19 protein-coding genes are annotated in these 24,014 nt (G+C 37.7%); 11 read left to right on the top strand and 8 right to left on the bottom strand.

Annotated features, from left to right (window positions below):
* The first annotated feature begins 147 nt into the window (after positions 1-147).
* From BN988_RS17075 to BN988_RS17045, 7 genes are all read left to right on the top strand, one after another.
* On the top strand, positions 148-876 hold the full coding sequence (locus tag BN988_RS17075; RefSeq protein ID WP_051558093.1) for a glycerophosphodiester phosphodiesterase: 729 nt from the start codon (positions 148-150) through the stop codon (positions 874-876).
* A gap of 299 nt (positions 877-1,175) precedes the next feature.
* Positions 1,176-2,225, top strand: a complete 1,050-nt coding sequence (locus BN988_RS17070) for a glycosyltransferase family 4 protein (protein WP_036578395.1) — start codon at positions 1,176-1,178, stop codon at positions 2,223-2,225.
* A gap of 80 nt (positions 2,226-2,305) precedes the next feature.
* Positions 2,306-3,478: an acyltransferase gene (locus BN988_RS17065; protein ID WP_036578393.1), complete on the top strand. Its 1,173-nt coding sequence runs from the start codon at positions 2,306-2,308 to the stop codon at positions 3,476-3,478.
* Between the two features lie 14 nt (positions 3,479-3,492).
* On the top strand, positions 3,493-4,215 hold the full coding sequence (locus BN988_RS17060) for a glycosyltransferase family 2 protein (RefSeq protein WP_036578392.1): 723 nt from the start codon (positions 3,493-3,495) through the stop codon (positions 4,213-4,215).
* 3 nt (positions 4,216-4,218) lie between these two features.
* On the top strand, positions 4,219-4,590 hold the full coding sequence (locus BN988_RS17055) for a DUF2304 domain-containing protein (protein WP_036578391.1): 372 nt from the start codon (positions 4,219-4,221) through the stop codon (positions 4,588-4,590).
* Complete coding sequence (locus BN988_RS17050; protein WP_036578390.1) at positions 4,587-4,928, top strand: EamA family transporter; 342 nt, start codon at positions 4,587-4,589, stop codon at positions 4,926-4,928. Before BN988_RS17055 ends, BN988_RS17050 begins: the two co-directional genes overlap by 4 nt.
* Positions 4,929-4,931: 3 nt before the next feature.
* Positions 4,932-6,308, top strand: coding sequence for an ArnT family glycosyltransferase (locus BN988_RS17045; RefSeq protein WP_036578388.1), 1,377 nt, complete (start codon positions 4,932-4,934; stop codon positions 6,306-6,308).
* Here the strand turns inward: BN988_RS17045 and csaB are convergent.
* The 7 genes from csaB to tagD form a co-directional block, all read right to left on the bottom strand.
* Entirely contained in the window at positions 6,305-7,402 is a 1,098-nt protein-coding gene (csaB, locus tag BN988_RS17040) for a polysaccharide pyruvyl transferase CsaB (protein WP_036578387.1), read from the bottom strand. The genes BN988_RS17045 and csaB overlap by 4 nt on opposite strands.
* Positions 7,402-9,261 carry a DUF5693 family protein gene (locus BN988_RS17035; RefSeq protein ID WP_036578385.1) on the bottom strand — a complete coding sequence of 620 codons (1,860 nt, stop codon included), beginning with the start codon at positions 9,259-9,261 and terminating at the stop codon, positions 7,402-7,404. The genes csaB and BN988_RS17035 overlap by 1 nt, the downstream gene beginning before the upstream one ends.
* 1 nt (position 9,262) lies before the next feature.
* Positions 9,263-10,834: a putative polysaccharide biosynthesis protein gene (locus BN988_RS17030; RefSeq protein ID WP_036578384.1), complete on the bottom strand. Its 1,572-nt coding sequence runs from the start codon at positions 10,832-10,834 to the stop codon at positions 9,263-9,265.
* Positions 10,831-11,565: a WecB/TagA/CpsF family glycosyltransferase gene (locus BN988_RS17025; RefSeq protein ID WP_036578383.1), complete on the bottom strand. Its 735-nt coding sequence runs from the start codon at positions 11,563-11,565 to the stop codon at positions 10,831-10,833. The genes BN988_RS17030 and BN988_RS17025 overlap by 4 nt, the downstream gene beginning before the upstream one ends.
* Before the next feature lie 39 nt (positions 11,566-11,604).
* Positions 11,605-13,689 carry an S-layer homology domain-containing protein gene (locus tag BN988_RS17020; RefSeq protein ID WP_051558091.1) on the bottom strand — a complete coding sequence of 695 codons (2,085 nt, stop codon included), beginning with the start codon at positions 13,687-13,689 and terminating at the stop codon, positions 11,605-11,607.
* Between the two features lie 205 nt (positions 13,690-13,894).
* Positions 13,895-14,947 carry a CDP-glycerol glycerophosphotransferase family protein gene (locus BN988_RS17015; protein WP_231495269.1) on the bottom strand — a complete coding sequence of 351 codons (1,053 nt, stop codon included), beginning with the start codon at positions 14,945-14,947 and terminating at the stop codon, positions 13,895-13,897.
* A 121-nt stretch (positions 14,948-15,068) separates the two neighbouring features.
* Positions 15,069-15,473 (bottom strand): glycerol-3-phosphate cytidylyltransferase, encoded by a 405-nt coding sequence (tagD, locus tag BN988_RS17010; RefSeq protein ID WP_036578379.1) that lies wholly within the window; start codon positions 15,471-15,473, stop codon positions 15,069-15,071.
* Positions 15,474-15,769: 296 nt separating this feature from the next.
* On the opposite strand from tagD, the gene galU reads away from it, so the two are divergent.
* The 4 genes from galU (at position 15,770) to BN988_RS16990 (ending at position 21,893) form a co-directional block, all read left to right on the top strand.
* Complete coding sequence (gene galU, locus BN988_RS17005; RefSeq protein WP_036578378.1) at positions 15,770-16,669, top strand: UTP--glucose-1-phosphate uridylyltransferase GalU; 900 nt, start codon at positions 15,770-15,772, stop codon at positions 16,667-16,669.
* Positions 16,670-16,705: 36 nt separating this feature from the next.
* Positions 16,706-17,668 (top strand): UDP-glucose 4-epimerase GalE, encoded by a 963-nt coding sequence (gene galE / locus BN988_RS17000; RefSeq protein WP_036578376.1) that lies wholly within the window; start codon positions 16,706-16,708, stop codon positions 17,666-17,668.
* 101 nt (positions 17,669-17,769) lie between these two features.
* Positions 17,770-20,511 carry an SH3 domain-containing protein gene (locus BN988_RS18465; protein WP_051558089.1) on the top strand — a complete coding sequence of 914 codons (2,742 nt, stop codon included), beginning with the start codon at positions 17,770-17,772 and terminating at the stop codon, positions 20,509-20,511.
* Between the two features lie 104 nt (positions 20,512-20,615).
* Positions 20,616-21,893, top strand: a complete 1,278-nt coding sequence (locus BN988_RS16990; RefSeq protein ID WP_051558087.1) for an N-acetylmuramoyl-L-alanine amidase — start codon at positions 20,616-20,618, stop codon at positions 21,891-21,893.
* A 227-nt stretch (positions 21,894-22,120) separates the two neighbouring features.
* On the opposite strand, the gene BN988_RS16985 is transcribed toward BN988_RS16990, so the two are convergent.
* The gene (locus BN988_RS16985; RefSeq protein WP_036573490.1) at positions 22,121-23,473 is read right to left on the bottom strand and encodes a transposase; all 1,353 of its coding nucleotides are present in this window, start codon (positions 23,471-23,473) and stop codon (positions 22,121-22,123) included.
* Positions 23,474-24,014 lie beyond the last annotated feature (541 nt).

The following is a 24,014-nucleotide window of genomic DNA, read 5'->3' as shown; positions in this document are numbered from 1 at the left end:
TTTTCAAGTAATTACGTACATAATATGTGAATTTACAAATTATTTACTTCTACCTAATATGCACTTAATAATCCCCGTTTATAATGAAATTAATCGAGGAGGTAGGCAACAACTCGATAATAACGGAATAAAAAGGAGAAATGCTCAATGAATATTAGAGGGATAGGCCACAGAGGTTACCCTGTTAAGTATCCAGAAAACACGTTATCTTCTTTTCAAGCCGCGATTGATTTAGGATTTTCACATATTGAGTTGGATGTTCATCTTAGTAAGGATGGGGTCCCAGTTGTGATGCACGACTATAACATCGACAGAATGACAGACGGCAGTGGGGAAATCAGGGAATATACGGTGGATCAACTGCAGGAGTTTAATGTTGGTGAATTCGAGAAAATTCCGACCCTAGAAGAGGTTTTACGCTTAGCTAAAGGTCAGATTCATGTGTCAATTGAAATGAAAAACACAAAATTATATGACGCAGTGGAAGAGAAAGTATGTCGTATCGTTCAGAAGCTACAAATGGAAGAAGAAGTATATGTGATTTCTTTTGATCATAAATCCCTTGCTAAAATGAGAGTACTTTCCTCAGATATTAAAATTGGACCATTGGTTACAAAGATGAAAAGGTCACATTTGCGCTTAATTGAGAAGCTGGATGCAGAATATATCGCTGTGAAATTTGATGGTCTAAACGAGAAATATATTAATAAATGCGAGCAAATGGGCGTACAGGTAGTTGCTTGGACAGTAAATAGTATTGAACAAATGCAGCGTTTAAAAAAATTCCCTTCCATTTTAATTACGACAGATGAACTTGAGAAATATAAAGCATATAACGCAACTTATGCTGACAATCTAGAACAAGTCATCATTTAATAGTTAGATTTTTAGAGAGTGTAAACAACAAAATGGATAATGCTCTTTAAGGGCATTTTTATTTTGTACATTTTGTAGAGGAGCAAGAGATTGGTCCTTATTTCGTGATATTAGTTTAAGTGCGAGTTCAAAAAGGAGGATAAAAAGGACCGAGAAGTTCGAGGCGGTGTAGCTTTGAGTACCGGAACGTATGCAACTAATGCGTGAGGAACGGAAAAGCAAGCCAACAAAGAAATTCGATGTGTCACTTTTACCGGATTTTTTGAACAACCTCTTTAAGGGAAGTAGGAGGATTTACTTTGGATTATAGTGGTATAGTATTGTGCTTTATTATAGCAATTATCTTAACACCATTCATTAAAAAGCTCGCCATTAAGTTGGGAGCCGTGGATAAACCGAACGTACGCAAGGTACATGATAAACCCATGCCCCGAATGGGAGGGCTTGCAATTTATATCAGTTTTTTAATCGGTTACCTCGTATTTTTTAAGGACGTTGCAGGTGGCTGGGTGATATTAATGGGTGCCACAATTATTGTGCTCGTCGGGATATTGGATGATCTCTATCAATTAACTGCACGGATAAAACTGATAGGGCAATTGATCGCTGCCAGCATTCCGGTAATGGGCGGGTACACAATTGAGTTCATCACCGTGCCGTTTGGTGACAGAATAGAATTTGGTGCTACTGCTATCCCGATTACAATTATCTGGATTGTCGCCATTACGAACGCAATTAATTTAATTGATGGACTGGACGGGCTGGCTGCAGGTGTTTCATCGATATCTTTACTAACCATTTCACTGGTTGCAGGAGCAATGGGGAATTTGCCGATTGCGCTCCTGTCTTTACTATTGCTAGGGGGAACGCTTGGCTTCTTAGTATTTAATTTCTATCCCGCTAAAATATTTATGGGGGATACCGGCTCATTATTCCTAGGCTATATGATTTCTGTCATTGCAGTTCTAGGCTTATTCAAAAATGTAGCGGTATTTTCTCTAATGGTGCCCATCATTATATTGGCGATCCCAATATTAGATACAGTGTTTGCGATTGTACGTAGAATCATCCAAAAGAAACCATTATCCTCGCCGGATAAACTACACTTACATCACTGTATTATTAGGCTAGGTTTTTCTCATAGACAAACTGTCATCATGTTGTATGCGTTAAGTGGGTTGTTTAGCCTTGCAGCTGTCCTTTTGACCAGGTCTGCTGTATGGGGAACAACGATTGTGTTGGTCACGGTTTTAATGATGGTGGAATTGATTGTAGAAGTAACAGGGATTATTAGCGAACGATACAGACCTATATTAAATTGGATTGAAACGAGTAAATATAAGAAGTAGTGCTGGTTGATTATTAGGTGTTATTTCCTGAGATTAATAGGATCGTAGTAAAAACAAATAGAAAGTAATGTGGTGATGAAGTGCAGCGTTTACAAAGAAGATCCTTAGATGAAATACAGCTTGCAAGGGCATTTCCTATTTTAGCAGTACTGACTGTTCATTCAAGCTCAAGTGGTGTGACGAGCATTGAAACCGATTCAATTCTTTTTCCTGTATATAATTTCCTTAACATTGCAGGGAAACTCGGTACACCAACATTTATTATGCTAAGTAGCTTTGTTCTTTTTTACAATTACTATCCTCGGCAGATCAATGGGGATTTGATTAAGCGATTTTACACAAAGCGATTGAAGTATATTTTAATCCCGTACATTTTATTCTCCATTCTGTATTTCGTGATAAAAATGTATGTCTACTATGATTACCCAAGCATATCTTACGCCATCCAACGGTTTCTTACCCTACTAGCAGTTGGGAAGGCGCATACACATTTATATTTTGTTTTTATCAGTGTACAGCTTTATATTCTGTTTCCATTCTTATTATATCTATTTAAGAAAATTCATTTCTTGAGAAAGCACGCAATTTGGATCGGGTTAGTATTGCAGTGGGGATGGGTTGTTTTAAATAATCATTATTTTCATATTGAATGGAAAGGGTCTGTGTCCCTTTCATACCTGTCTTTTTATTTCATTGGTGCTTACCTCGGTATTTATTATGATGACATAAAAGCAAGCTTTAATAAAAAGCACATAAAAGATCGTATCCTTATCCCGTTATGTATTGGTTACGGCGTACTACTTATACTGTACACCGGTTATATGTACACCGCTAGAATTGGGGTATTCCCTTCCATTGCAGTTAACCTCCCTGAAATCATAACCAAATACATAGGAGAGTTTACTTGGGCTACCCATGCTTTGTTTGCAGGCGTTTTACTGTTTTATCTCGCCCATTTGGCAAATAGGGTATTTAAGCCAATTACCAAACAGTTCTTTATGGAAATTGGGGCAACGTCCTTTGGGATTTATTTGATTCACCCTTTATTTTTAATGGTGTTCAGGCAGCTCGTTTCATCTGGTTCACCACTGGTTTACCATGGTTGGCAAATTATCACATTTATCTTTGTAGGTCTGTTAAGTTGGCTGGTTGTCAGATTAACGTCAACATACATTCCATTTAGCTGGATGGTATTTGGAAAAATGCCTCAGCCCCATGCTACGAAAAAAGTGGAAGAAACGAAAACGGGATAAAAAGGGGGAGAACCATGGATATAAAAAACGTACCTAAAACGGTGATTATTGTCCCGGCATACAATGAGGAAGACAATATTGCCAAAACATTGGAAGGATTAATGGCGTTAAAGAATGAACTGAACAATGTGGAAATATGTGTGGTGAATGATGGATCACACGATAGAACGAAAGAAATTGTAGAAACATTTGAGGTTGTCCAAATTAACCTTCCGCAGAACCTTGGGATTGGAGGAGCAGTACAAACAGGTTATAAGTATGCCTGCAATCATGGCTTTGAAATCGCCGTGCAATTTGATGCAGACGGTCAGCATAACATTCAAGACTTTGTTAATTTGATCCAGCCGATTATGAACCAAGAACAGGACATGGTTATAGGGTCTAGATTCCTACAAAAGACGGATTATCGAGGGAGCAGGATCAGGAGAATTGGTATTTATTACTTCTATCTTGTATTAAGGCTGCTAACTAGAAAAAAATTCACAGACCCAACATCAGGCTATAGGGCCATCAATCGTACGGTAATCGAATTATTTGCTCATCATTATCCGAGGGACTATCCAGAACCAGAAGTACTGATGCATTTAAGTAGAAAAGGGATGCGGATAAAGGAAGTCCCTGCAAATATGCAATCCAGACAGGGAGGGGCCTCATCAATTACAACATGGAAGAGTTTTTATTATTTTGGTAAGGTAACGCTCTCTATTTTAATGTCTTCGATTGTGAAGGAGTATTAACGTATGGATATTACGTGGATGTCATTTATTATTATTGTTTTGTTTTTTATTATCGTGATGGAATCCGTTCGTAGAGGGATATTGGAAACAAGGGATTCGCTCATTTGGATTTTTACCTGTATGGTGCTGGGTGTGTTAAGTCTGTCCAGAGACTTACTTGCCTACCTTGCAGATATACTCGGGATTGCCTATGCGCCAAGCTTACTGTTCTTATTTGGTCTCATTAGTACCATTATCATGATCTTTGATTTAACGAGACGTATTTCAAAATTAAACAATAAAGTTACGGTCCTCACGCAAGAATTCGCGTTGCTTAAGGAAGAACAAGAAAGAATGAAACAGGACAAAAATGAAGTTAGGAAAAAGAAGATATGAATTATATTTTACTAGTTATCAATATTCTCTTGTTAGTTAGCGGTCAGATGCTTTGGAAAACGGGCATGGCTCATCTTTCCCCAATGGGATTACATACGATCCTGCATGTTGTAAAGTCACCATACATCATTGGTGGGGGACTCATTTATGTGCTGGCAACAGGAATCTGGTTGTATATACTCACTAGAATGCCATTTAGTATTGCCTATCCATTTCAGAGTTTAGCTTATGTGTTAGGAATCTTTATCGGCTTCGCCTTATTTAAAGAAACGGTCACACCTATTCAATGGGCAGGAGCAGCCGTCATTGTTTTTGGTGTATACCTGATAGCGAGGTAATCTATGAACAAGACGTTCGGTCTAAAACATTTACATAAAAAAATGCCAGTATACATGCTCATAATTCTCTTACTCATTTCGACAATCATGCATACATATTTTTTAATAAAGCATCCTGGCAGCAATTTTGTGGAGCCTACAGAGGAGCAAATTCAAGAACAACTGGAAAATGAGGAAATAACTGAAAGTGTGGCAAAACTAAGAGAGCATACATGGAAATACGGTAGCAGGGATGCTTATTTATACACCAACATGGCAAACCAGCTTATCGAGCATGGTGTGTACGGATACGACACCCGCAATACTGGAGAAATTATAAAAAATGCTTTTGTAACGCCAGGTCATCCACTATTGCTTGTAGCAATTTTCCATGTTGCAGATCTATTCCAGGTAGAACAGATGACGATGGTGAAGCTCTTTAATATGGTACTGAGTATCGGAACGGTTCTTTTGTTATATTTAATTGCTTCACAGATTTTTAAAAATCGGTGGGTGGGAGTTGTAGCGGCAGGATTATATACATTCTACCTTACGCCACTTCACTATTTTCGAACAGCGTTAACGGAGACGCCAGGAATTTTCTTTTTTTGTCTAGCTATCTATGTATTTCTACTAGCTTTACATACAAATAAAAAAATATTGCATATGCTTTTTGCTATTATATTTTGTTATGGTGTCATGATAAGACCCGTAATTGCTCCACTCGTGCTGATTGGCTTTGCTATTATAGCAGTTCAACATCGCCATCAGTATAAGCAATTCTTTTCAGTCACTATATTTTGGGGAATCGGTGCATCCGTTGTCATTTTTCCATGGTTAATAAGGAATTATATAGCGTTCGGCGAATTGATTCTGTTCTCTACTCATTCTGGGAATAGTTGGTTTGCAGGAAGCAACCCGTTCAATATGTATGATTTCTCAGAGTATTGGAAAGAACGATACGAACTTGGAATGGAAGCAAAAGACTATGCAATAATGAAAATAAAAGAAGGCTTCCAGGAAAACTTTGGTCTATGGCTGTCCTGGTTCACGATTGGAAAGACATACGAGTTATTTAAAATTCCGGACGCTATTTATTACTACACAGATCTATCATATATGGAAGTGTTCAAGTGGACACACCATATCATCGTGAACGGAGCTTTGATAACAAGTGTTGTTGCAGTCCTAACGCGAAAAAAGAAACTACTAGCTTTAGCCTCTGTGGCCTTCATGTATATCGGGCTTTCTAATTTATTTTTAACCATTCCAAGGTATGGATTCTTTATTATTCCAGTTCTTTGTATTATCACGGCTGCCGGAATTGTAGTTCTTCTCAGCACGTGTTCTCGATTTGTTATAAAACGATTCGACCAAATGAAAAATGCGAGCAAAGCTTAATAGCTTTGTTCGCATTTTAACTCTTGGATGAAAGTTTCGAACACCATTTCAGGTGTCTTTTTTGCGTTATACTGATGTTCGCTAACCTTGCGTCTTAAATCTGCTTGTTTCCATTCTTCCATCGAAAGTATACGCCTGATGGTCTTCCACAAATCATCTGGCCCCCAATTGTCTTTTTCTACATGGCCGATGACAGGCTGGTCGCAAAGACTGGCAAACGCATCAATTTTTGGATCATAGGATAATGCCACAAAAGGCGTTGTACATATTGCTGAAAAGATAAGTGAATGGAGTCGCATCCCTATAAGTAATTGGGAATCTCCAATAATAGCAATCTTTTCTTGTATGGAAGCGTCGGAAGGAAATAGATAGCTCTTTTCTTTCATTAGGTCAGCCGTTTTCTTAGATTGTACAGCATCTTGTTTCCCATGCATTGGTACAAATACAATGTCATAGCCGTTTTGTGCGAGGTAATTCAGACAAGTGGCCACTTTCTTATGGTAAGCTTGCTTTGTTGGCCAATCTCGTATACTTACCGTAATGAAAGGGCGCAAGTGCTCACTCGTTTTCCAATTATGGCTGAAGGAGGCTTGATCGAGCCCAAGAACTGGATCTGGTACAATCGGAACAGGATTTGTAACGCCAATATCAGTTAGCAGTTGTTTGGAGGCTTCGTCTCTTACTGTTATCTGACTCACATTGTTTAAGGTTGTTTTTACAAGCCATTTATTCAGCTTACTGCTTATCGGTCCCATACCTTGTGCATATATAAATACAGGTTTATTTAAAAACTTGGCTATCCTCATAACGCCAGTATAATAAGGAATGGTTAACATCCCTGTTTTATCCTGTAACAGGCTTCCTCCTCCACTTATGAGTCCATCTGAGGATCGAATTGCTTGTGTGATTTCCTTAAGCTTCCGCCTGTTTACTGCTTGGACGTTGTACGTCCTACTAGTGGACGCAGGATTGTTGGAAAGAACGGTAATGTTGACGTTTGGCTTAACAGCTCTTAAGGATTCGATAATAGAATAAAGGATTGCCTCATCTCCTACATTGTCAAAACCGAAATAGCCTGAAATTACAATATGCATTAGACCGACCTCTTTTCAAGTAATCTATGAATCAAAGGAGTACCTATTTTTAGAAGGAAGATGAGCAAGACACCTATAAAATATCCAATCAGAATGCTATATCCCGTACGCAATAACGAAATGTGTAATGGAATGTGCAAGTGCGTAAATGTATTTACAATGGATAGAAATCCAATGATCCCAGGTATTAAAAGAAGCTTACCTATAAACGCGTTATGTCTGATTACATAGAGGGCCAGGATATAAAAAGGAAACCCAATTAAAAACTCTTTTGTTCGCGGCCTGACATAAAGGAGTTCTTCAAGAAAGCTCCGTGCCATAAGTTCAATCTCGCTAACGGTACTATGATTTCCTGTCCGGGTGATATAGTAGAAACCTATTGCACCTAATAGCACGATAAGCAGCATGTGCCAGTACTTTACATTTACTTGTAAGAGTTGGAATCCTTCTTTCCAGAAGAGATAGCCTACGGTGAATACTAACGGTACAAGGTAGACAAGTTTTACCCCGCGAAATGCTTCGAACCCTGTTATAAATGCGTTGCCGTTTAGTAATCCAACTATAATGAGTATGCCAATAATGCTAATGCCAAGTGCTTTTCCGTAATGTAGGCTAATCGTGAGCATTTTGGCATCTCGCATCTTTCTAGTAGAGAGAATGGCATAAATAGGCGTTGCAATGGCTATAAGTAGTGCGAATGCTTGTAACAATAGAAGCTTCTGTGTAATAAAGTAGCCGATCGCGATTAGCGTCATAAATATAGCGGCCCACCATTGGATCTTTTTCCATTTCATTAGTTCCGCAACGATATAGGTAAATAAAATACCGGCAGCCAAAAGCAAGGCGATTGTCCACCACGGTGTATCTATTTTCTGAAAGGGAGTAGGGGTCCCGCTCTGAAATTGTGGATCCAGTTTCGTATTAACCGCTGTTATAAATTGAACAGCATTATCCAGCGTTTCTTTGGGCTCCACTGTTTGCAAATGGAAGAATAATGATCGGATATTGCGCTCTTTAACTGCTCTTACAGCTTGATCAATATTCTCAGGCAATGTTTTGTTATTTAGGTGAATACTATGCATTCGTACCGTGTTATAATCTGTGTCTCTAGCAAGGGTCTGCATGCCACGCTGCATATTAAATTCAATAAAATAAAAAGGATAGCCTACTTCTGTAAGCTGATCTGACCATGCCTTCACAAGATTTATATTAGGATAGCCAACAACTTCATTCCCTGTAAAAAGAACCCCAGAGGCTGTCTCATCATGAAGGTCAACTAACTGACTAATCGATCCTTCTGTAAGACCTTCTTGATTTTCCATGCGATAAATAATGTTCAGCTCATGTTGCTGGATTTGCTTTATTGTTTCCTGATTGTATCCAAGACTACGAGAGAGTGCTTGAGAATCTTCTTTAATAAAAAATAGCGATTCATCCCCAATTGACCTCACTTTTGGATGAAATGTTTCCTCTATAATTTCTTCATAATATTCGTTCTTAGGTTCAGTGATATAGTAACCTTGGTCCTCAGACTTGATGTCTGTCATCGCTTCATTGAATCTTAGGACTTGCTGTAGTGCTTTATCACTGTAGATGGAAACAATACCTTCCTGTTCCATCCATTTTAATGAAAATGGGGTAATGCTTACTGTTGTTAAACCAGCTTCCTTCAGTGACGAGAGTACATCATCAACGTTCCATTCGTCATTTGCTGTACTTAATTGGTCTATCTCCTGAAATGGTACGGCTAATTCAAATGTATTATTTTCACGCTCGGTCGTGCTTCTTTGTAAAAGACCGGGGAAGGAAGCAATAAGTAATAAGATGATGATGATCCAGATCCATCGGTTTTTTCTCATGTTAATTCCTTCCTTTCCTGTAAGAGGGTAGAGTGCCTGACAGCGTGTGCTTTATATCTTGTTGACTAATGACGTTTAGAAGAAGTAATAATGCTATATAAATTACGGTACCAATGACAATCCCTGCGAACGTATAGGACAGCGCCTGGAACCTTGACCAGTAAGTGATGTCCAGAAAGAGTGTAGGGATTCCAATGGCTGCACCCATGAAAACGGAAGCTACCATCATTTTCATGACAGATGTTTTTTCTAGCGTGAACATCGTTTTTTTATAAATAGCGAACGAATTTAAAACAAATAAGATAATGTAAATTGCCAATGTAGAGAAAGCTGCACCCAATAGACCAAAAGCCTGAACAAGATAGATATTTGCTACAGCTTTTAAAATAACAGCAATTAGAATCATGACAGCAGCCATTTTGGCGGCGTTCATCCCTTGGAGAATACCAGTACTAAGAACGGTTAAAGAAGTAAAGATAGAACTGAACCCAATTACAGCCAGCACCCAACTCCCTTGTATGTCCGTAAATAAGGCGAGGTTGATAGGTAATGTTAAGGCGAGTAATCCTAAAGCTGCCGGCCAGGAAACCAAATGTGTCAGCCAATTCGTCTTTCCAATAATTTGGGATACCTGCTCTTTATTCCCTTCCTTTAATTTAGTAGTAAGCAAAGGAATTAACGGTAATACAAGAGATGTTGCTAGAACAGTAGCGATTTGCACTAGGGATTGGCCCCGTCCGTAAAGTCCATACATATAGTTAATGTCTGCTTCGTCTAATCCCATCTTTTGAAAGCTATACGAAATGGTGAACGAATCAACAAAATTGATTAAGGCCATCGTAATAGCACCAAAAGCAATGGGAATGGATAGTTTTAAAATTTTACGGCTCCAATAAGTAAAGGAAGCACTGGAATATGCTCTGCTGCTAGTTTGTTTAAGAGGGGAACGGACATATTGGAAACGTAAATAGATAAATGAACACAACGCCCCAAAAACAGAGCCAGCCATCAATCCTCCCGCAACTTTTTCATCAGGCAACCCACTCTTCACAAAAAGAAAAGCAATGGTCAATAAGAGGGCGACCCGTACAAATTGTTCAATAACCTGTGAAATAGCCGTAGGAGCCATATCCCCGAATCCTTGAAAATAACCCCGATATACAGCCATATAAGGAGCAATGATTAAGGTAGCAGCAACAACGATTAATGCCAACCTTGTAGATTGTCCTCCAAGTGCGTTCGCAATCGGCTCTGAAAAACAGTAAATGAGTATAAAACTCCCAATCCCAAACAAAGTGGCTAGTATACTTGCCGTTACATATATTTCTTTTATCGAATCGGTGTTTCTCTTTGCCTGTTCCTCGGCGATTATCTTTGAAATTGCAATAGGTATCCCTGCAACAGACAAAGTGAGTGCAACCATATAAACCGGGTAAACAAGACTAAAAATACCTAATACTTGATCGCCAGCGATGTTTTGTAACGGTATTCGAAAAACACTTCCTAAAACTTTAGAAAACAGAGTAGCTATTGTTAATATCAAGGTGCCTTTAATAAAGGTGGATGAACTCATAAGGGATTCCTCGTAAACTTTACCTTCAGGATATGTACGGCAAAACGAGGCAATGCCAACATCCTTCTCCATCTGCTAGGTTGCTTTACGAGACGATAGAACCATTCAAGGTTTAGTTTTTGGAATATAATGGGTGCGCGTTTAACTGTTCCAGCTATTACATCGAATGATCCCCCAACTCCTATATATAAGCCATTTGGTAAAGCAGATAAATTTCGAGCGATCCACTCTTCTTGCCTAGGAGCACCGAGAGCTACAAACGTTATATCAGGTGATGCCTCCATAATCTGATCGGTAACATGTTTGGATGTCATTTCAAAAAATCCGTGGTGTTTTCCAACTATCTGAATGGAAGAATAGCGGTTTTTTAACGCATTTTCTGTCTTTTCTAATGTTTCTTGCTGTGCACCCAACAGAAATATCCTGTACGACCTTTTGTCAGCGATCGGTAATAACTGCATCATCGTATCGTAGCCAGTGACTCTTTCCGGCAACGGATTATTTAAGAGTTGGGAAGCTTTTATAATGCCAATTCCATCCGCCACAACATAGGTAGCTCGCTTTACGTTCTCTTTGATAGCTGGGTTTTCCTTAGCCATCATGACGATTTCTGGATTAGCTGTTATCACAAAGGTCTTCAATTTCTTTTCAATCCGTTCAGCCAGAAGGCTACTAAAGGCCTTCTGTGTCGTAAACAGGAATGGAACGTCCATTATGGTGATATGTCTCATGATTTACACGCTCCTTTTGATGTCAACGAAGAGTTTATTCTAGTTCAGGGTGTCATGGAATAGGACATAGTCTTCGTGGACCCACACTTGAGCTCCATCGTAAAATACCTGATACCATGCACCTTCTTTGATCGGTTTCCCGTCACTCGTTGTATTACCTACCAAATAAGCACTTGGCTCAAAGCTGCCAATTACCTTACCTTCAAGGCTTGGGGTCTCCCTAATATGCAACCTTGTATCAATGTCCTGTACCTTGAGAAGATTCCCAAGCATCACGTTGTCTTTATGAACCCAACCTTGTTCGTTCTCCTGATCTGCTACCAATAACCAGTCTCCCTTTATTTCGAGGACTGCAACGTCTGTTTGCAAAGGTAGTTCTTTTACAATGTTGTCATCCGAGATAGTTGGTTCCTTATATAAGATAGGAGGCTGCCCTGTTAGTTGACCGAAAAGGTGATCAGCAGAGTTTACTATCGGTACTTCTATTGATGGAGAGTCTATGATACTATTCAAAATGTTGTATTGATTACTTGATAAATAGTTACCAGAAACCCAGCCACTATTACCGTCTACAGAAATCTTGTACCAACCACCGTTTTCTCCGATAATGCTAACCCGGCTCCCTTTTGCAAGTGTTTTTATAATGTTGAAGGAAGTAGTCGGACCTACTCGCAGATTAAGGTTTGCTGTTGTGTACATGGTTTGCCCTTCACGGTTTGTGTTCACATTGTAATGTTCCTCAGCTGAAGGGAGAGAAGCCGCATTAGGTTGTTTCTGAAAAGATGGGACCTCATAATGCAAAACATAGGAATCCAGTAAACTGTAAATCTCTTGCATCTTACTTGTTTGTAAAACAGCCCACCTAACATGTGTTGCATATTGTGGATATCCGGGACTGTCAGGATTCCAACGCATCTTATAAAGTGTATTTTGGCCATCATTAATATAGTTGTCGGCAATGTCTTTTGCACCACCAATTATGGCTTCTGCTGGCGAGAACCATTTATTTTGAAAGGCATACTTTGCCCCGCCATTAATTGGGTTACTGTCTACCGCCCCATAGCCATACATATTGTATACTGTTCGAGTTGCCTTCTCCTTTGCAACTACATTTCCTTTCTCATCAACTGGAATTCCTGAAGCAAGTGTTGAGGTACCGTTACCAGTTTCATGTAGTGCATGTGCCATTAAATATATTTCATTAACGTTATATGCCTTGCCTGCATTAATAAAAGCTGCCGCTTGTCCGGATAATGTTCCTTTATTGTTTAGCACTTTAGAATTGATTTCGTTCGTATCTAAAAGTGTTTGCTTGGACAAGTCAAGAAATTGCAAGTAATCACTCGAGTTTGGAGAGAAGTTATTTGGATTAGCGTAATATTCAACAAGTGAACGACTAGCAATAAAGTTACCTGCACCGTCCACTTTTGGTGTTCGCGTTACTTGAATATCTACCATTTCTTTAAAATCATAGGGATACTCTGTATAAGAGATTGTGAGTTTTTCATCATCAAGTTGTTTTAACATACGATTAAAAATCGCTGACATTTCCCCTCGAGTCGTATGGTCCAATGGTGCGAAATATAATTCACCTTGCTTTTCCTTCCCGGCGATAATTTGAAGTGCTACAAGACTTTCTATCGCGCCGATAAACATCTGGTTAATCTGAGCTGTGTCCGTGAAGGGAAGGGAGGCTTTCTCAGCTTCTACACCTTTCATATCAAGCGCACGCTTAATCATCGCTGCCATTTCTTGACGGGAGATGCTCTTATTAGGCCGAAACACATTTCCAGGATATCCGCCAATTAGGTTGTTAGAGGTGGCGGTAACAATTGCCTCGTAATACCAATCACCTTGATCAATATCCTGATAAGGATTCGTTGCTTTCGTCACTGGTAAATGCAACGCCCTTACAAGAAGCATCGTAAACTCAGCACGCGTTATAAGGCGATCTGGGCGGTAACTGCCATCACTGTACCCATCGATGATTCCTTTTTCGATCAGTGATAGCATACTCTTTTCAAAGTAATGTCCTTTAAGATCTGAACTTCCGTATGCTGTTTGAGGGAGACTGATTGTCACGGCGATCACAGGTACGCATAATAGTTTATGTATTTTTTTCATCTCTATTGCATGGCTCCTCCTAGTCAATTTCTTCACGACGAAATGCCAACTCAATAGTAGTACATTTTGTAAGGAAAAGCAGTATAATTTACAGATAATTAACATTATTTACTGAAACTTAACAAGCGAACCTGGCAGGTTGTGATATGCTAGATTTAAGTTAAAAAAAGACACAAAAAAACACCCCACTTTTAAAAATGAGGTGTTAAATCGAAACTTTTTCTTTTTGTCTTTCGTCGGTTTCGGTCAAGAATTTTGCGAGGTTTAAACTGGCGCTACCATCTGAGTAGGCGTTATAACGTTTGGCAAAGTCCTTGATATCTTTATAGTTAAAGTTCTTCTCCTTTATCGATGAGATGATTGCTTCAGTTGAAAAAACAACAGGTCCAGGCATTTGATTTTCATAGTTGTCTATTAAACCACTTATAATCTTATACTCATCCATATCGTAAGCGAAGAAAATCATTGGTTTCTCCAATATAGCAAACTCAAAAGGAATGGAAGAATAGTCACTGATAAGAATATCTGTGACAAGTAACAATTCATTTGTGTCATAGAAGGAAGAGACATCCAAAACGAATTCCTTAAACATATCCTTTATCTCATAAGAGACAGCTGGATGTGGTTTGATAAATAGAACATATTCATCAGAAAGCGATGCGTAGAGTTGTTCTATATTTAGCTGAAGCTGGAAATTTGAAAGTTGGTCATTTCGAAAAGTCGGAGCATATAAAATAACTTTTTTGTCTGCAATCCAGGGATTTTCTTGCACGATCTTTTTATAAACTTCCTGTTTCTTCTTATTATCAAATAAAACGTCTGATCTCGGTATGCCAGTACGAAGAATTTGTGAATCAGACAGGCCAAAACTATCCTTGAACGTATCTGCCATATTTTCCGAGCCCACCACTGCATAGGTAAAGGAATCATAGACGTGTTTAAAACGCTCTATTGCCTTAGCAGATCTATATTCATTTGTAGGGTCCATTAACCCAAAATGCTTAATAGCCCCAGCTGCATGCCATAACTGTATGCAAACCGTAGACGTTTTGAAGTTGGTAACGGAAAGAAACGGGTGATAGGTATCTATTAAAATAGTAGAACCAGTTGCAAGATGATACATAGATTTCAAAAAAGAGAAGGGATGCTTTAGATCAAAAGCTAGTAAGGTATATTCAGAACCATCAAAAGGGTACCTACACGAAGCATCCTTTAAGATGATAATTTCCTCATCAGAAATACTACGTAAGGCATCCACTGAATAAAAGATATTATCCCCAAACGAAGCTACACAAACTGTTTTCTTCTTTTGGGGGAATAATTTAAACAAGTTAAAGACAATGCGGAAAACAAAAAGGTAGATTGCTATAAATAGCTCTTTAACCATTGTTAGCTGTGTTTAGTTTTAAGTCACTTTTAATCTTTGTTGTGGAAATTCCAACCGTTCTAGGCAAATAAATAACTTCGCAATGATCTTTTAGAAAATCAAACTTGCCTTCCCAGTCATCTCCCATAACAAAGAAATCAACATCATGCTTCTGCACATCTTCCACTTTCTGTTCCCACGTATACTCAGGAATAACCTCATCAACATATCGAATCGCTTCCAAGATAGCTTTACGCTGCTCGAAAGTATAGTAAGCCTTTTTCCCTTTCAAAGCATTGAATTCATCAGCAGAAATCGCCACAATTAGATAATCTCCAAATTCTTTTGCGCGACGTAATATATTTATATGACCAGTATGCAACAAGTCGAATGTTCCATAAGTTATTACTTTCTTCATTGTAAAAACCCTCCATTAGTATTAATGCAAGTTTATTATACTATATTCCTTTTACATTCCATTTACAAACTCTTAACAATAAATCTACATATACATAGTATATTATTTAGCCCAATATTACTAGTGTGATTGTAAAAACAATATTACTTTTTACTATAAGTTAAATAGTAAAACAGTAACCAAAAATTGATACTATAATTTAGTATTAAAATATTGTAAAATAAGTAGTTAGATTGTGAAAAATATGGATCTAATAGAGACCCAATTAGCATTTTTAGTATACAGGAGGAATAACGATGAAAATAAAAAAGGCAATAATTCCGGCAGCGGGTTTAGGGACTAGGTTTTTACCTGCTACAAAGGCGATGCCTAAAGAAATGTTACCAATTGTGGACAAGCCAACTATTCAATACATTATTGAAGAGGCAGTTGCTTCTGGTATAGAAGATATAATTATAGTTACAGGAAAAGGAAAAAGAGCAATTGAGGACCACTTTGATAATGCGCCCGAATTAGAACAAAATTTAGTTGATAAAGAGAAATTTGATTTACTTGATAAAGTCCAATATTCTTCTGGGTTGGCTAATATTCATTATATACGTCAAAGAGAACCAAAGGGCTTGGGGCATGCAGTATGGTGCGCGAGACACTTCATTGGTAACGAACCTTTTGCTGTTTTGTTAGGAGACGATATAGTCCAGAGTGATGTACCATGTTTAAAACAGTTGATAGACCAATATGAAGAAAAAAACTCGTCTGTAATAGGCGTACAGCAAGTTCCTTATAATGAGACAAATAGATATGGAATTATAGATTATTCTAGTTCTGAAGATAAACTATATCAGGTTAAACAATTAGTAGAAAAGCCTAAAGATGGTGAAGCACCTTCAAATCTAGCAATTATGGGAAGATACGTACTTACACCTGAAATTTTTGACTTCCTAGAAAGCCAAGAAGTAGGCGCCGGAGGAGAAATTCAATTAACTGATGCTATTCAAAAAATTAGTGAATCACAAAAGGTTTTCGCTCTAGACTTTGATGGTAAAAGGCATGACGTAGGCGAAAAAATTGGTTTTGTAAAAACTACAATCGAATTTTCACTCCAACACGAAGAATTGAGAGCAGAAGTTTTGGCATTTTTGGAAGAAACATTAAAAGCTCAAAACACATCTGAAGTTTCTAATAATAACGGGTGAATTAATCGTATATAAAGAAAGGTGTTTGGTTTAATTATGATTTTAGTAGTTGGTGGAGCAGGATATATTGGTAGTCATGTTGTAAAAGAACTTGTTCAGCAGGAAGAAGTAGTTGTTTTAGATAATCTAAGTACAGGTTTTATATCTTTAATAGATTCTAAAGCGCATTTTATACAAGGAGATATGGGAGATGAATCAGTTTTAAATAATATCTTCTCTAATTATGATATAGACGCCGTAATGCATTTTGCAGCAAATAGTTTAGTAGGAGAATCAGTGCAAGATCCTTACAAATACTATTACAATAATGTAGCCTCGACACTTGTATTAATCAAAACTATGCTAAAGTTTGGAATCAATAAATTTATATTTTCTTCTACTGCTGCAACGTATGGCATCCCAAATGTAGAATTAATTAGTGAAGAGGAACCTACTAATCCAATTAATCCTTATGGGCGATCAAAACTGATGGTAGAGGATATACTTCGCGATTTTTCTAACGCGTATAATTTGAACTTTGTCGCTTTACGATATTTTAATGCTGCAGGGGCTCATAAATCAGGTGATATTGGAGAAAGTCACGACCCTGAAACTCATCTAATACCAATTATATTACAACATCTGCTTGGAGAAAGGGAGAATATCTCAGTTTTTGGAACTGATTACGAAACTCCTGACGGGACTTGCATACGTGATTATGTGCATGTAACTGATATTGCTAGAGCACATATTTTATCTTTAAAAGCTCTTATGAGAGGTGAACTTAAGTCGACTATATTCAACTTAGGTAACGGTAAAGGTTATTCAGTGAGTGAGGTAATTAAAGCATGTGAAGTAATTACAGGGAGAGATGCAAAAATTGTATACGCAGATAGAAGGTCAGGTGACCCTGCTAAACTTGTAGCTTCACCCGACAAGATAAAAAAGGAGTTAGGTTGGGTAGCTGATTTAGACTTAACTCATATAGTTAGGTCAGCCTGGGATTGGCATAATAAATAGATTTGAAGAATTATCGTAGAGTTTGCTTTAAAATGTTTAGGCTGCAACCGATATATAAGATGTTAGAGAAAGGTCCATTAAAGTTATTACGGGGGGTAAAAATGAGGAAAAATGCAATTTTAATTGTTTTTTTGTTGATGGTACAACTATTGTCTCCTTTAGCAGTTATGGCAGATTCCAACGAGAAAGAGGAATCTGCTGTTAATAAAACTGAAGGGGAAGTTAGTTTAGATGAAGAAGTAAACAAAGAAGAAGTCGAGCTTGATGAAAGTCAATCAATTGCTGGAGAGGAAGAACTAGAAGATCAGTCACAAGATCCGACTCTTGAAGAGGATGTTCAAAAAGAGGAAGTTCCCCTCTCTGAAGAGGATGTTCAAAAAGTAGAAGATAAAAACACGGATGAGGAAAAGTTACATGATTTAGAGGAAGATAAGGAACCTTTAGATGAGACTAATAAAGAATCTGAAGAACAAATAACGGAAGACGAAGCTTCTGTTATTCAAGAAAATCAAAAAGACGAGACAGAAAAGGTTGAAACGACCAAGCAGGCTAGAATCTTTGTATCGCAAATTATTGAGGAGGAAAGCACAAGCCTTTTAGGACATCTCCATAGTGGTGCTGAAATCTATAAAACTCTAGAAGGTAGAGAGTCCTTTAGCTCTGATGATTTTTTAAATGCAGTTTATTATATTAAAAAACAGGCTAATGTGAATGGACAAAAATACTACTTAATTAGCACCGAACCGAGTAGCACTCAGGGGACAATAGGTTGGGTTATGGAGGAAGACCTTAGCACACATACTCACAAGGGTGTGGATACTAAGAGAAAAGACTTGATTGTAAAAGGTACTGGATCTGCTTACAGTAAAGCGTGGGGTGGCAACAAAGATGTTGTGTTTGGCGACCTATCCGTATTAAAAGGTAATGTTTTTAAGGTAAACAAAACAGAAACCGTCGGGAACAATACTTGGTATCGAGGGGTTCTAAATGGTAAGGAAGTGTTTATTCATTCGAGTTACCTAACTACAAAGGAAGAATCAAGTACAAGTCGCTTAGGTCATGTGAAAAGTGGATCTACTATTTTTCAAACAATTGGTGAAACTGCTACAAGCTTCAGCTCAGATGACTACTTAAATTCAGTGTATTATATAAAGAGGCAAGCCTTGGTAGAAGGTCAATTGTATTATCTCATTAGTACCGAGCCAAGCAGTAGTAAAGGTGTAGTCGGGTGGTTAAGAGCAGAAGACATGCAAACCCATACGCATAAAGGGGTTGACACTAAAAGTAAGACTTTTTATGTAAAAGGGACGGGAACAGCTTATGCCAAAGCGTGGGGTGGACCGAATGATGAGGTGTATCACGATTTATCTGGTTTAAAAGGAAATATTTTGAAGGTAAATAAAACAGAGACCGTCGGGAAGAACACGTGGTATCGAGGGGACCTTAATGGTAAAGAAGTGTTTATCCATTCGAGTTACCTAACTACAAAAGAAGAAACAAGTACAAGCCGTTTAGGACATATAAAAAGCGGATCTACTATTTATGAAACAATAGGTGATACTACTACAGGTTTCAGTTCAGATGACTATTTAAATGCAGTTTATTATATAAAGAGACAAGCACAGGTGGGAGATCAACTCTACTATCTTATTAGCAACGAGCCAAGCAGTAGCAAAGGTGTACTCGGGTGGCTAAAGGCAGAAGATTTAAATACTCATACACATCAAGGTGTTGACAGTAAAAGTAAATCTTTTTATGTGAAGGGCACTGGGACGGCTTACAGTAAAGCATGGGGCGGCTCGAAAGATGTAATATATCAAGACTTGTCTGAATTAAAAGGCAACGTTTTGACAGTAAACAAGACAGAAAAAGTGGGCAATAACATATGGTACCGAGGTGAACTGGATGGAAAAGAAGTTTTTATCCATGAAGCTTATTTAAACCAAGAAAAGAAAACAACTTATAACCTATCTCTGTCAGAAGCATTAAAAATGCAAATGAGTGCTGCTCCCCAAACAGATAAGGAGTATGATACTTACGTTTCCAGTAACTATATAGATGGTAGCAATAAGGTTACTGCGGACGTACTTAATGTACGGGGAGGCCCTTCAACAAATTATTGGGTAGTTGGTCAGTTGAAAAAGGGAGAAAAAGTTACAATATTAAACAGTCAAGGTGGATGGTATAAAATAGAATTCACTAAAAGCAGACAATGGGTAAACCCCAATGAAAATGATGTTTTATACTACCTAAACCCGAAGAACTTTTTAGATGATGAAAAACAAAGGTTGCAATTTGTGGATCTTGCACAATCAATCGAAGCTACTGATAATGAGTTATACAGAGTTTTTAATAGTCATTTAAGTGGAAGAGGAATATTAAACGGCCAGGCTCAAGCCTTTATCGACGCAGGGAAAGCTTATGGTATTAACGAAATTTATTTGGTAGCTCATACTATATTAGAAACTGGTAACGGAAATTCTACTTTAGCTAAAGGCGTTGAATACAGAGGAGTGAAGGTCTACAACATGTATGGTATTGGTGCAGTGGACGCTTGCCCAATTTCTTGTGGTGCAAAACGAGCTTATGAAGAAGGTTGGACTACACCTTATAAGGCAATCGTTGGAGGTGCAAGATTTGCTGCTCAAGATTACATCTTTGCTGGTCAAAATACATTGTATGATATTAGGTGGAATCCTGCAGCAATGAGTATTTTAGGAAACGCGAACCATCAATATGCTACAGATATTGGTTGGGCATATAAACAAGTGAACACAATGTACAATCTTTATCAACAATTAAGCTCTTATACTCTTAAGTACGACATTCCTGAGTATAAATAACAAATAGTTTGCTAGTCTAAAATATTAGGACATATCACTTTTAGTAGATATGTCCTAATATTATATTTTATGTTTTTTCTATAAATTAAATGAGGGGGAGTACTTTGAAAAAAATATTTTGCGTCCTGTTTATCATGATGATGTTCATTCCAACTTTAACACTGTCGGCTGAAGAGAATGAAGAGGTAAATGAATTCGGTATTAAAGAAGGTACTGAAGTGTATGGTGAGGATATAAGTAAGTTAAGCGAGAAGGAACTGCAATATGTACCAAAGGGATGGAGAGATGGAAGCATTGAAAGCTCTGAGCCAGAAGAAAAAGTAGAGAACTCCTTATTTTTTATGAGAGCCATTTATCCAGATGTAAATACATACATAAAAAATATGGATGTACCTAATGTTCAACATGAATATAAAACTATGTTTGAACAATTTAATTATCGAAATGGAGAGGGCGCAGTAGAAGGAGTAGTAGCCCACGAAACAGCCAATGATAGTTCTACTATTTATAGTGAAATCTCCTTTATGACTAGAAACCATGAAAATGCCTTCGTACATGCTTTCGTAGATCATGAAAGAATAATTCAAATACATCCATTAGACAAAGGAGCATGGGGCGGAGGAAGATATGCTAATGAACGTTTTGCACATGTAGAATTAGTTAGGGTTAATAACTTTGATGAGTTTGCTCGTTCTATAAACAACTATGCTGACTATATTGCAAATATTCTTTATAGCTATGGTTTAGGTGTCACAAGCGCAGAACAAAGTGGCATAGGTTCATTATGGTCTCATAAAGCGGTAAGTACGCACTTAGGTGGGACAACACACGTAGATCCACATGGCTACTTCTCAAGGTATGGTTATAATTGGAATCAATTTATAAGTCTAGTTACCCAGAAGCATGATGAATTAGTAAGAAATCAAAAAGCAAATACTAGTAAACTAGCACACCTAAAATCATCAGACACTAAGATTTATGCAGATCCTACTAATTCGAATGATTATAACAAAGCAGGATCAGCAAAATTAGGAAAGGTTTATTACGTCAAAGCTGAAGCTAAAATTGGTAAAACTAAGTATTACTTAATCAGTACCAACCCAAGTAGTGAAACAGGTGTTATAGGCTGGGTAAAAGCCCAGGATGTAAGCAGTCATTCACATAAAGGGGTAGATACAAAAAGTAAAACTTTCTATGTGAAAGGCACAGGTAATGCCTATAGTAAAGCGTGGGGAGGATCAAAAGACTTAGTATATGACCTTTCGTCCTTAAGTATGAAAGAGTTTCAGGTAAACAAGACGGAGACAGTAGGAAACAATACATGGTATCGAGGAATATTGGAAGGGAAAGAAGTTTTCATCCATTCGAGTTTTGTTAAGTAAATTGGAATAAAAATGGGAGAACCAAATCCATTATTGGTTCTCTTTTTTCTATTACAGAAAATAAATTTTATGAAATATACCTTTGATACAGAAAAGATTTCACTGGTAAAAACAATACAAACCCAAAAATATTGAATACATTTCTTAACTGAGTCAATTTCATAATTGCTCTTTTTAAAAATACAAAGACGAGCCGAATTCTGATCTTGTATTCTTAAAAACAGGAATCATGCAGTTTTATGTTGGTTTAATCGTGCATTCATACGGTCTGCAGCTAATTTTGAAGCATTGTAAATAAGCGTGATCATATCAAAATGAACCTTGGCGCGCTTTCCGGTACGATAACGAACATTATTAAGTTGAAAAAACTCCTTAAGATATGCGTTTACGCGCTCAACAGCTGTACGACGTTTAAAGATTGTTCTCCAGGCTTTAGATCCACGAGCTGGCGCTGTGTATCTTCTGAGGTCTTGCGTTATCTTTACTTTATATACCTTTTGACAGATGCCTTCGTTAGCTAAAGGACAGCTACTGCACTCCTTTGGCCTCGTGAATTTCAGCGTTTCATAGTTGGCATCAAAGCTATCGTAACGGTAAGAATGCTCACGAAAACAAGTTGGGGCAAAGTATTTATCAAAGCCAATTGGTTCCCTTTCATTTTTCTTATTATAGGCAATGATAGACTGATTTCCCATTCGATGTACTTGTTCATAAATAGGTTCATAGTCGTAACCCGCATCCATTGTTTGGTAGCGCAAAGAAGAAAGAGCTAGTTCCTTCACCCCTTTTAATAAGGGAATGGCGGCTTTTCCGTCATTCAAACTTCCTGACGAAAAGAGTGACTGTAAAATATATTGACTAGATGTCCCAACAGCTAAATGGCCCTTGTAGCCGTACCAGAAAACATTTTTTCCTTCACTGTTCTTTTTTATGCCCCATTTTGGGGCTTGGGGGACTTCAGCCCGTAAGTCGGTTAAAGGTACGTCTAATTGCGCTTCTATTTTCTTTTCATAAAGAGGCAAGTTTGCTTCTATTTCAGCCTGTTCAAGTAACCATTGTTCCCGTTCTTCCTTGGGTTTGCGTCCACGTTTTTTAGGTTCTGTTTTGGGCTTATCTTCTTTGGGTGGTGCTTGATCACGTGCTTCGAAGTGAGTGGCATCAATGGCGACGGTGTTGTCACTAATAAAGCCTTCCACAATGGCTTGTAGGACTACTTTTTTCTGTTCTTCTTCTAGAACGCTAGAGTCACTAAGTTTCGTCAGCAGGCGAGAATAGGCAGCTTCGGAAGGTGTCTCGTCCGAGACAAGAAAACCACAGTTCAATTTAAAAACAAAATCATCATTCAGGCGTTTCACCAAATCTTTAATCGTTGGAATACGTTCAACTATGCGAATGAAAGAGCTGATAATCATCGCTGCATAATTAAGCTCCACAGGAGCGCCACGTCGTGATTTTTTATTCACTTCATGGAAGATTCGATCCACGTCTATCTCGGATATAATTGAATCATACCGTTGGGTAGGTTCCATCTTGTATAATTCTTGGATGCCAAATAAGCTTGTTTGTCGTATAATAGTCATAAGAAGTGCTCCTTCAGTCTTTTTATGGTTTTATAGTCAACTACCATTATACAAGATTTGGGGAGGTACTTCTTTTTTTGTCTCTCAAAAGCGTTGAGACAGAAGGATTAATAATTATGAAATTCATTCAACTACTAAGTAGAACAAATAGTAAGCAAGTTATGTGTTTATTGGTGAACTAATAAAGTTAAATTACGGCAAAATGGAGAGTGTTAGAACAATCGAAAGTGGTAAAACGTAATGAATTTAGTTATATTTGTTTAGACGGCTTTGTTAAATATATTCTCATTTTTAAATCTAAACTATTAAATCTGGTGTTAGTCCTCTAACCTTTATCATAAAACAAAATACTCTGAGGCACAGTAAGATAACATTAATTTTTATCGAACCTTATATATTAGTCAAAACTATGTAACGTGGTTTAGTGTGTAAAGTCACAACTAAACTTATTAATATGTTAAGTTAAAAGTTACTAAAGCCACTCTTCTTAAAGGAAGAAATTTGTCTAAATAGTGGTTAACTGTATATATTAATAATGTTA

Origin of the sequence: Oceanobacillus picturae, assembly GCF_000612865.1 — a bacterium.
Taxonomy (GTDB): Bacteria; Bacillota; Bacilli; order Bacillales; family Amphibacillaceae; genus Oceanobacillus_B; species Oceanobacillus_B jordanicus.
This window is presented reverse-complemented; position numbering and strand designations above follow the sequence as displayed.

Excerpts from the sequence above, each read along its gene's own strand:
- BN988_RS17045 (WP_036578388.1), top strand. The coding sequence starts at position 4,932 with ATGAACAAGACGTTCGGTCTAAAACATTTACATAAAAAAATGCCAGTA.
- BN988_RS18465 (WP_051558089.1), top strand. The coding sequence starts at position 17,770 with ATGAGGAAAAATGCAATTTTAATTGTTTTTTTGTTGATGGTACAACTA.
- BN988_RS17050 (WP_036578390.1), top strand. The coding sequence starts at position 4,587 with ATGAATTATATTTTACTAGTTATCAATATTCTCTTGTTAGTTAGCGGT.
- tagD (WP_036578379.1), bottom strand. The coding sequence starts at position 15,473 with ATGAAGAAAGTAATAACTTATGGAACATTCGACTTGTTGCATACTGGT.
- BN988_RS16985 (WP_036573490.1), bottom strand. The coding sequence starts at position 23,473 with ATGACTATTATACGACAAACAAGCTTATTTGGCATCCAAGAATTATAC.
- BN988_RS17075 (WP_051558093.1), top strand. The coding sequence starts at position 148 with ATGAATATTAGAGGGATAGGCCACAGAGGTTACCCTGTTAAGTATCCA.
- BN988_RS17030 (WP_036578384.1), bottom strand. The coding sequence starts at position 10,834 with ATGAGTTCATCCACCTTTATTAAAGGCACCTTGATATTAACAATAGCT.
- BN988_RS17035 (WP_036578385.1), bottom strand. The coding sequence starts at position 9,261 with ATGAGAAAAAACCGATGGATCTGGATCATCATCATCTTATTACTTATT.
- BN988_RS17055 (WP_036578391.1), top strand. The coding sequence starts at position 4,219 with ATGGATATTACGTGGATGTCATTTATTATTATTGTTTTGTTTTTTATT.
- BN988_RS17020 (WP_051558091.1), bottom strand. The coding sequence starts at position 13,689 with ATGAAAAAAATACATAAACTATTATGCGTACCTGTGATCGCCGTGACA.
- BN988_RS17060 (WP_036578392.1), top strand. The coding sequence starts at position 3,493 with ATGGATATAAAAAACGTACCTAAAACGGTGATTATTGTCCCGGCATAC.
- csaB (WP_036578387.1), bottom strand. The coding sequence starts at position 7,402 with ATGCATATTGTAATTTCAGGCTATTTCGGTTTTGACAATGTAGGAGAT.
- galE (WP_036578376.1), top strand. The coding sequence starts at position 16,706 with ATGATTTTAGTAGTTGGTGGAGCAGGATATATTGGTAGTCATGTTGTA.
- galU (WP_036578378.1), top strand. The coding sequence starts at position 15,770 with ATGAAAATAAAAAAGGCAATAATTCCGGCAGCGGGTTTAGGGACTAGG.
- BN988_RS17025 (WP_036578383.1), bottom strand. The coding sequence starts at position 11,565 with ATGAGACATATCACCATAATGGACGTTCCATTCCTGTTTACGACACAG.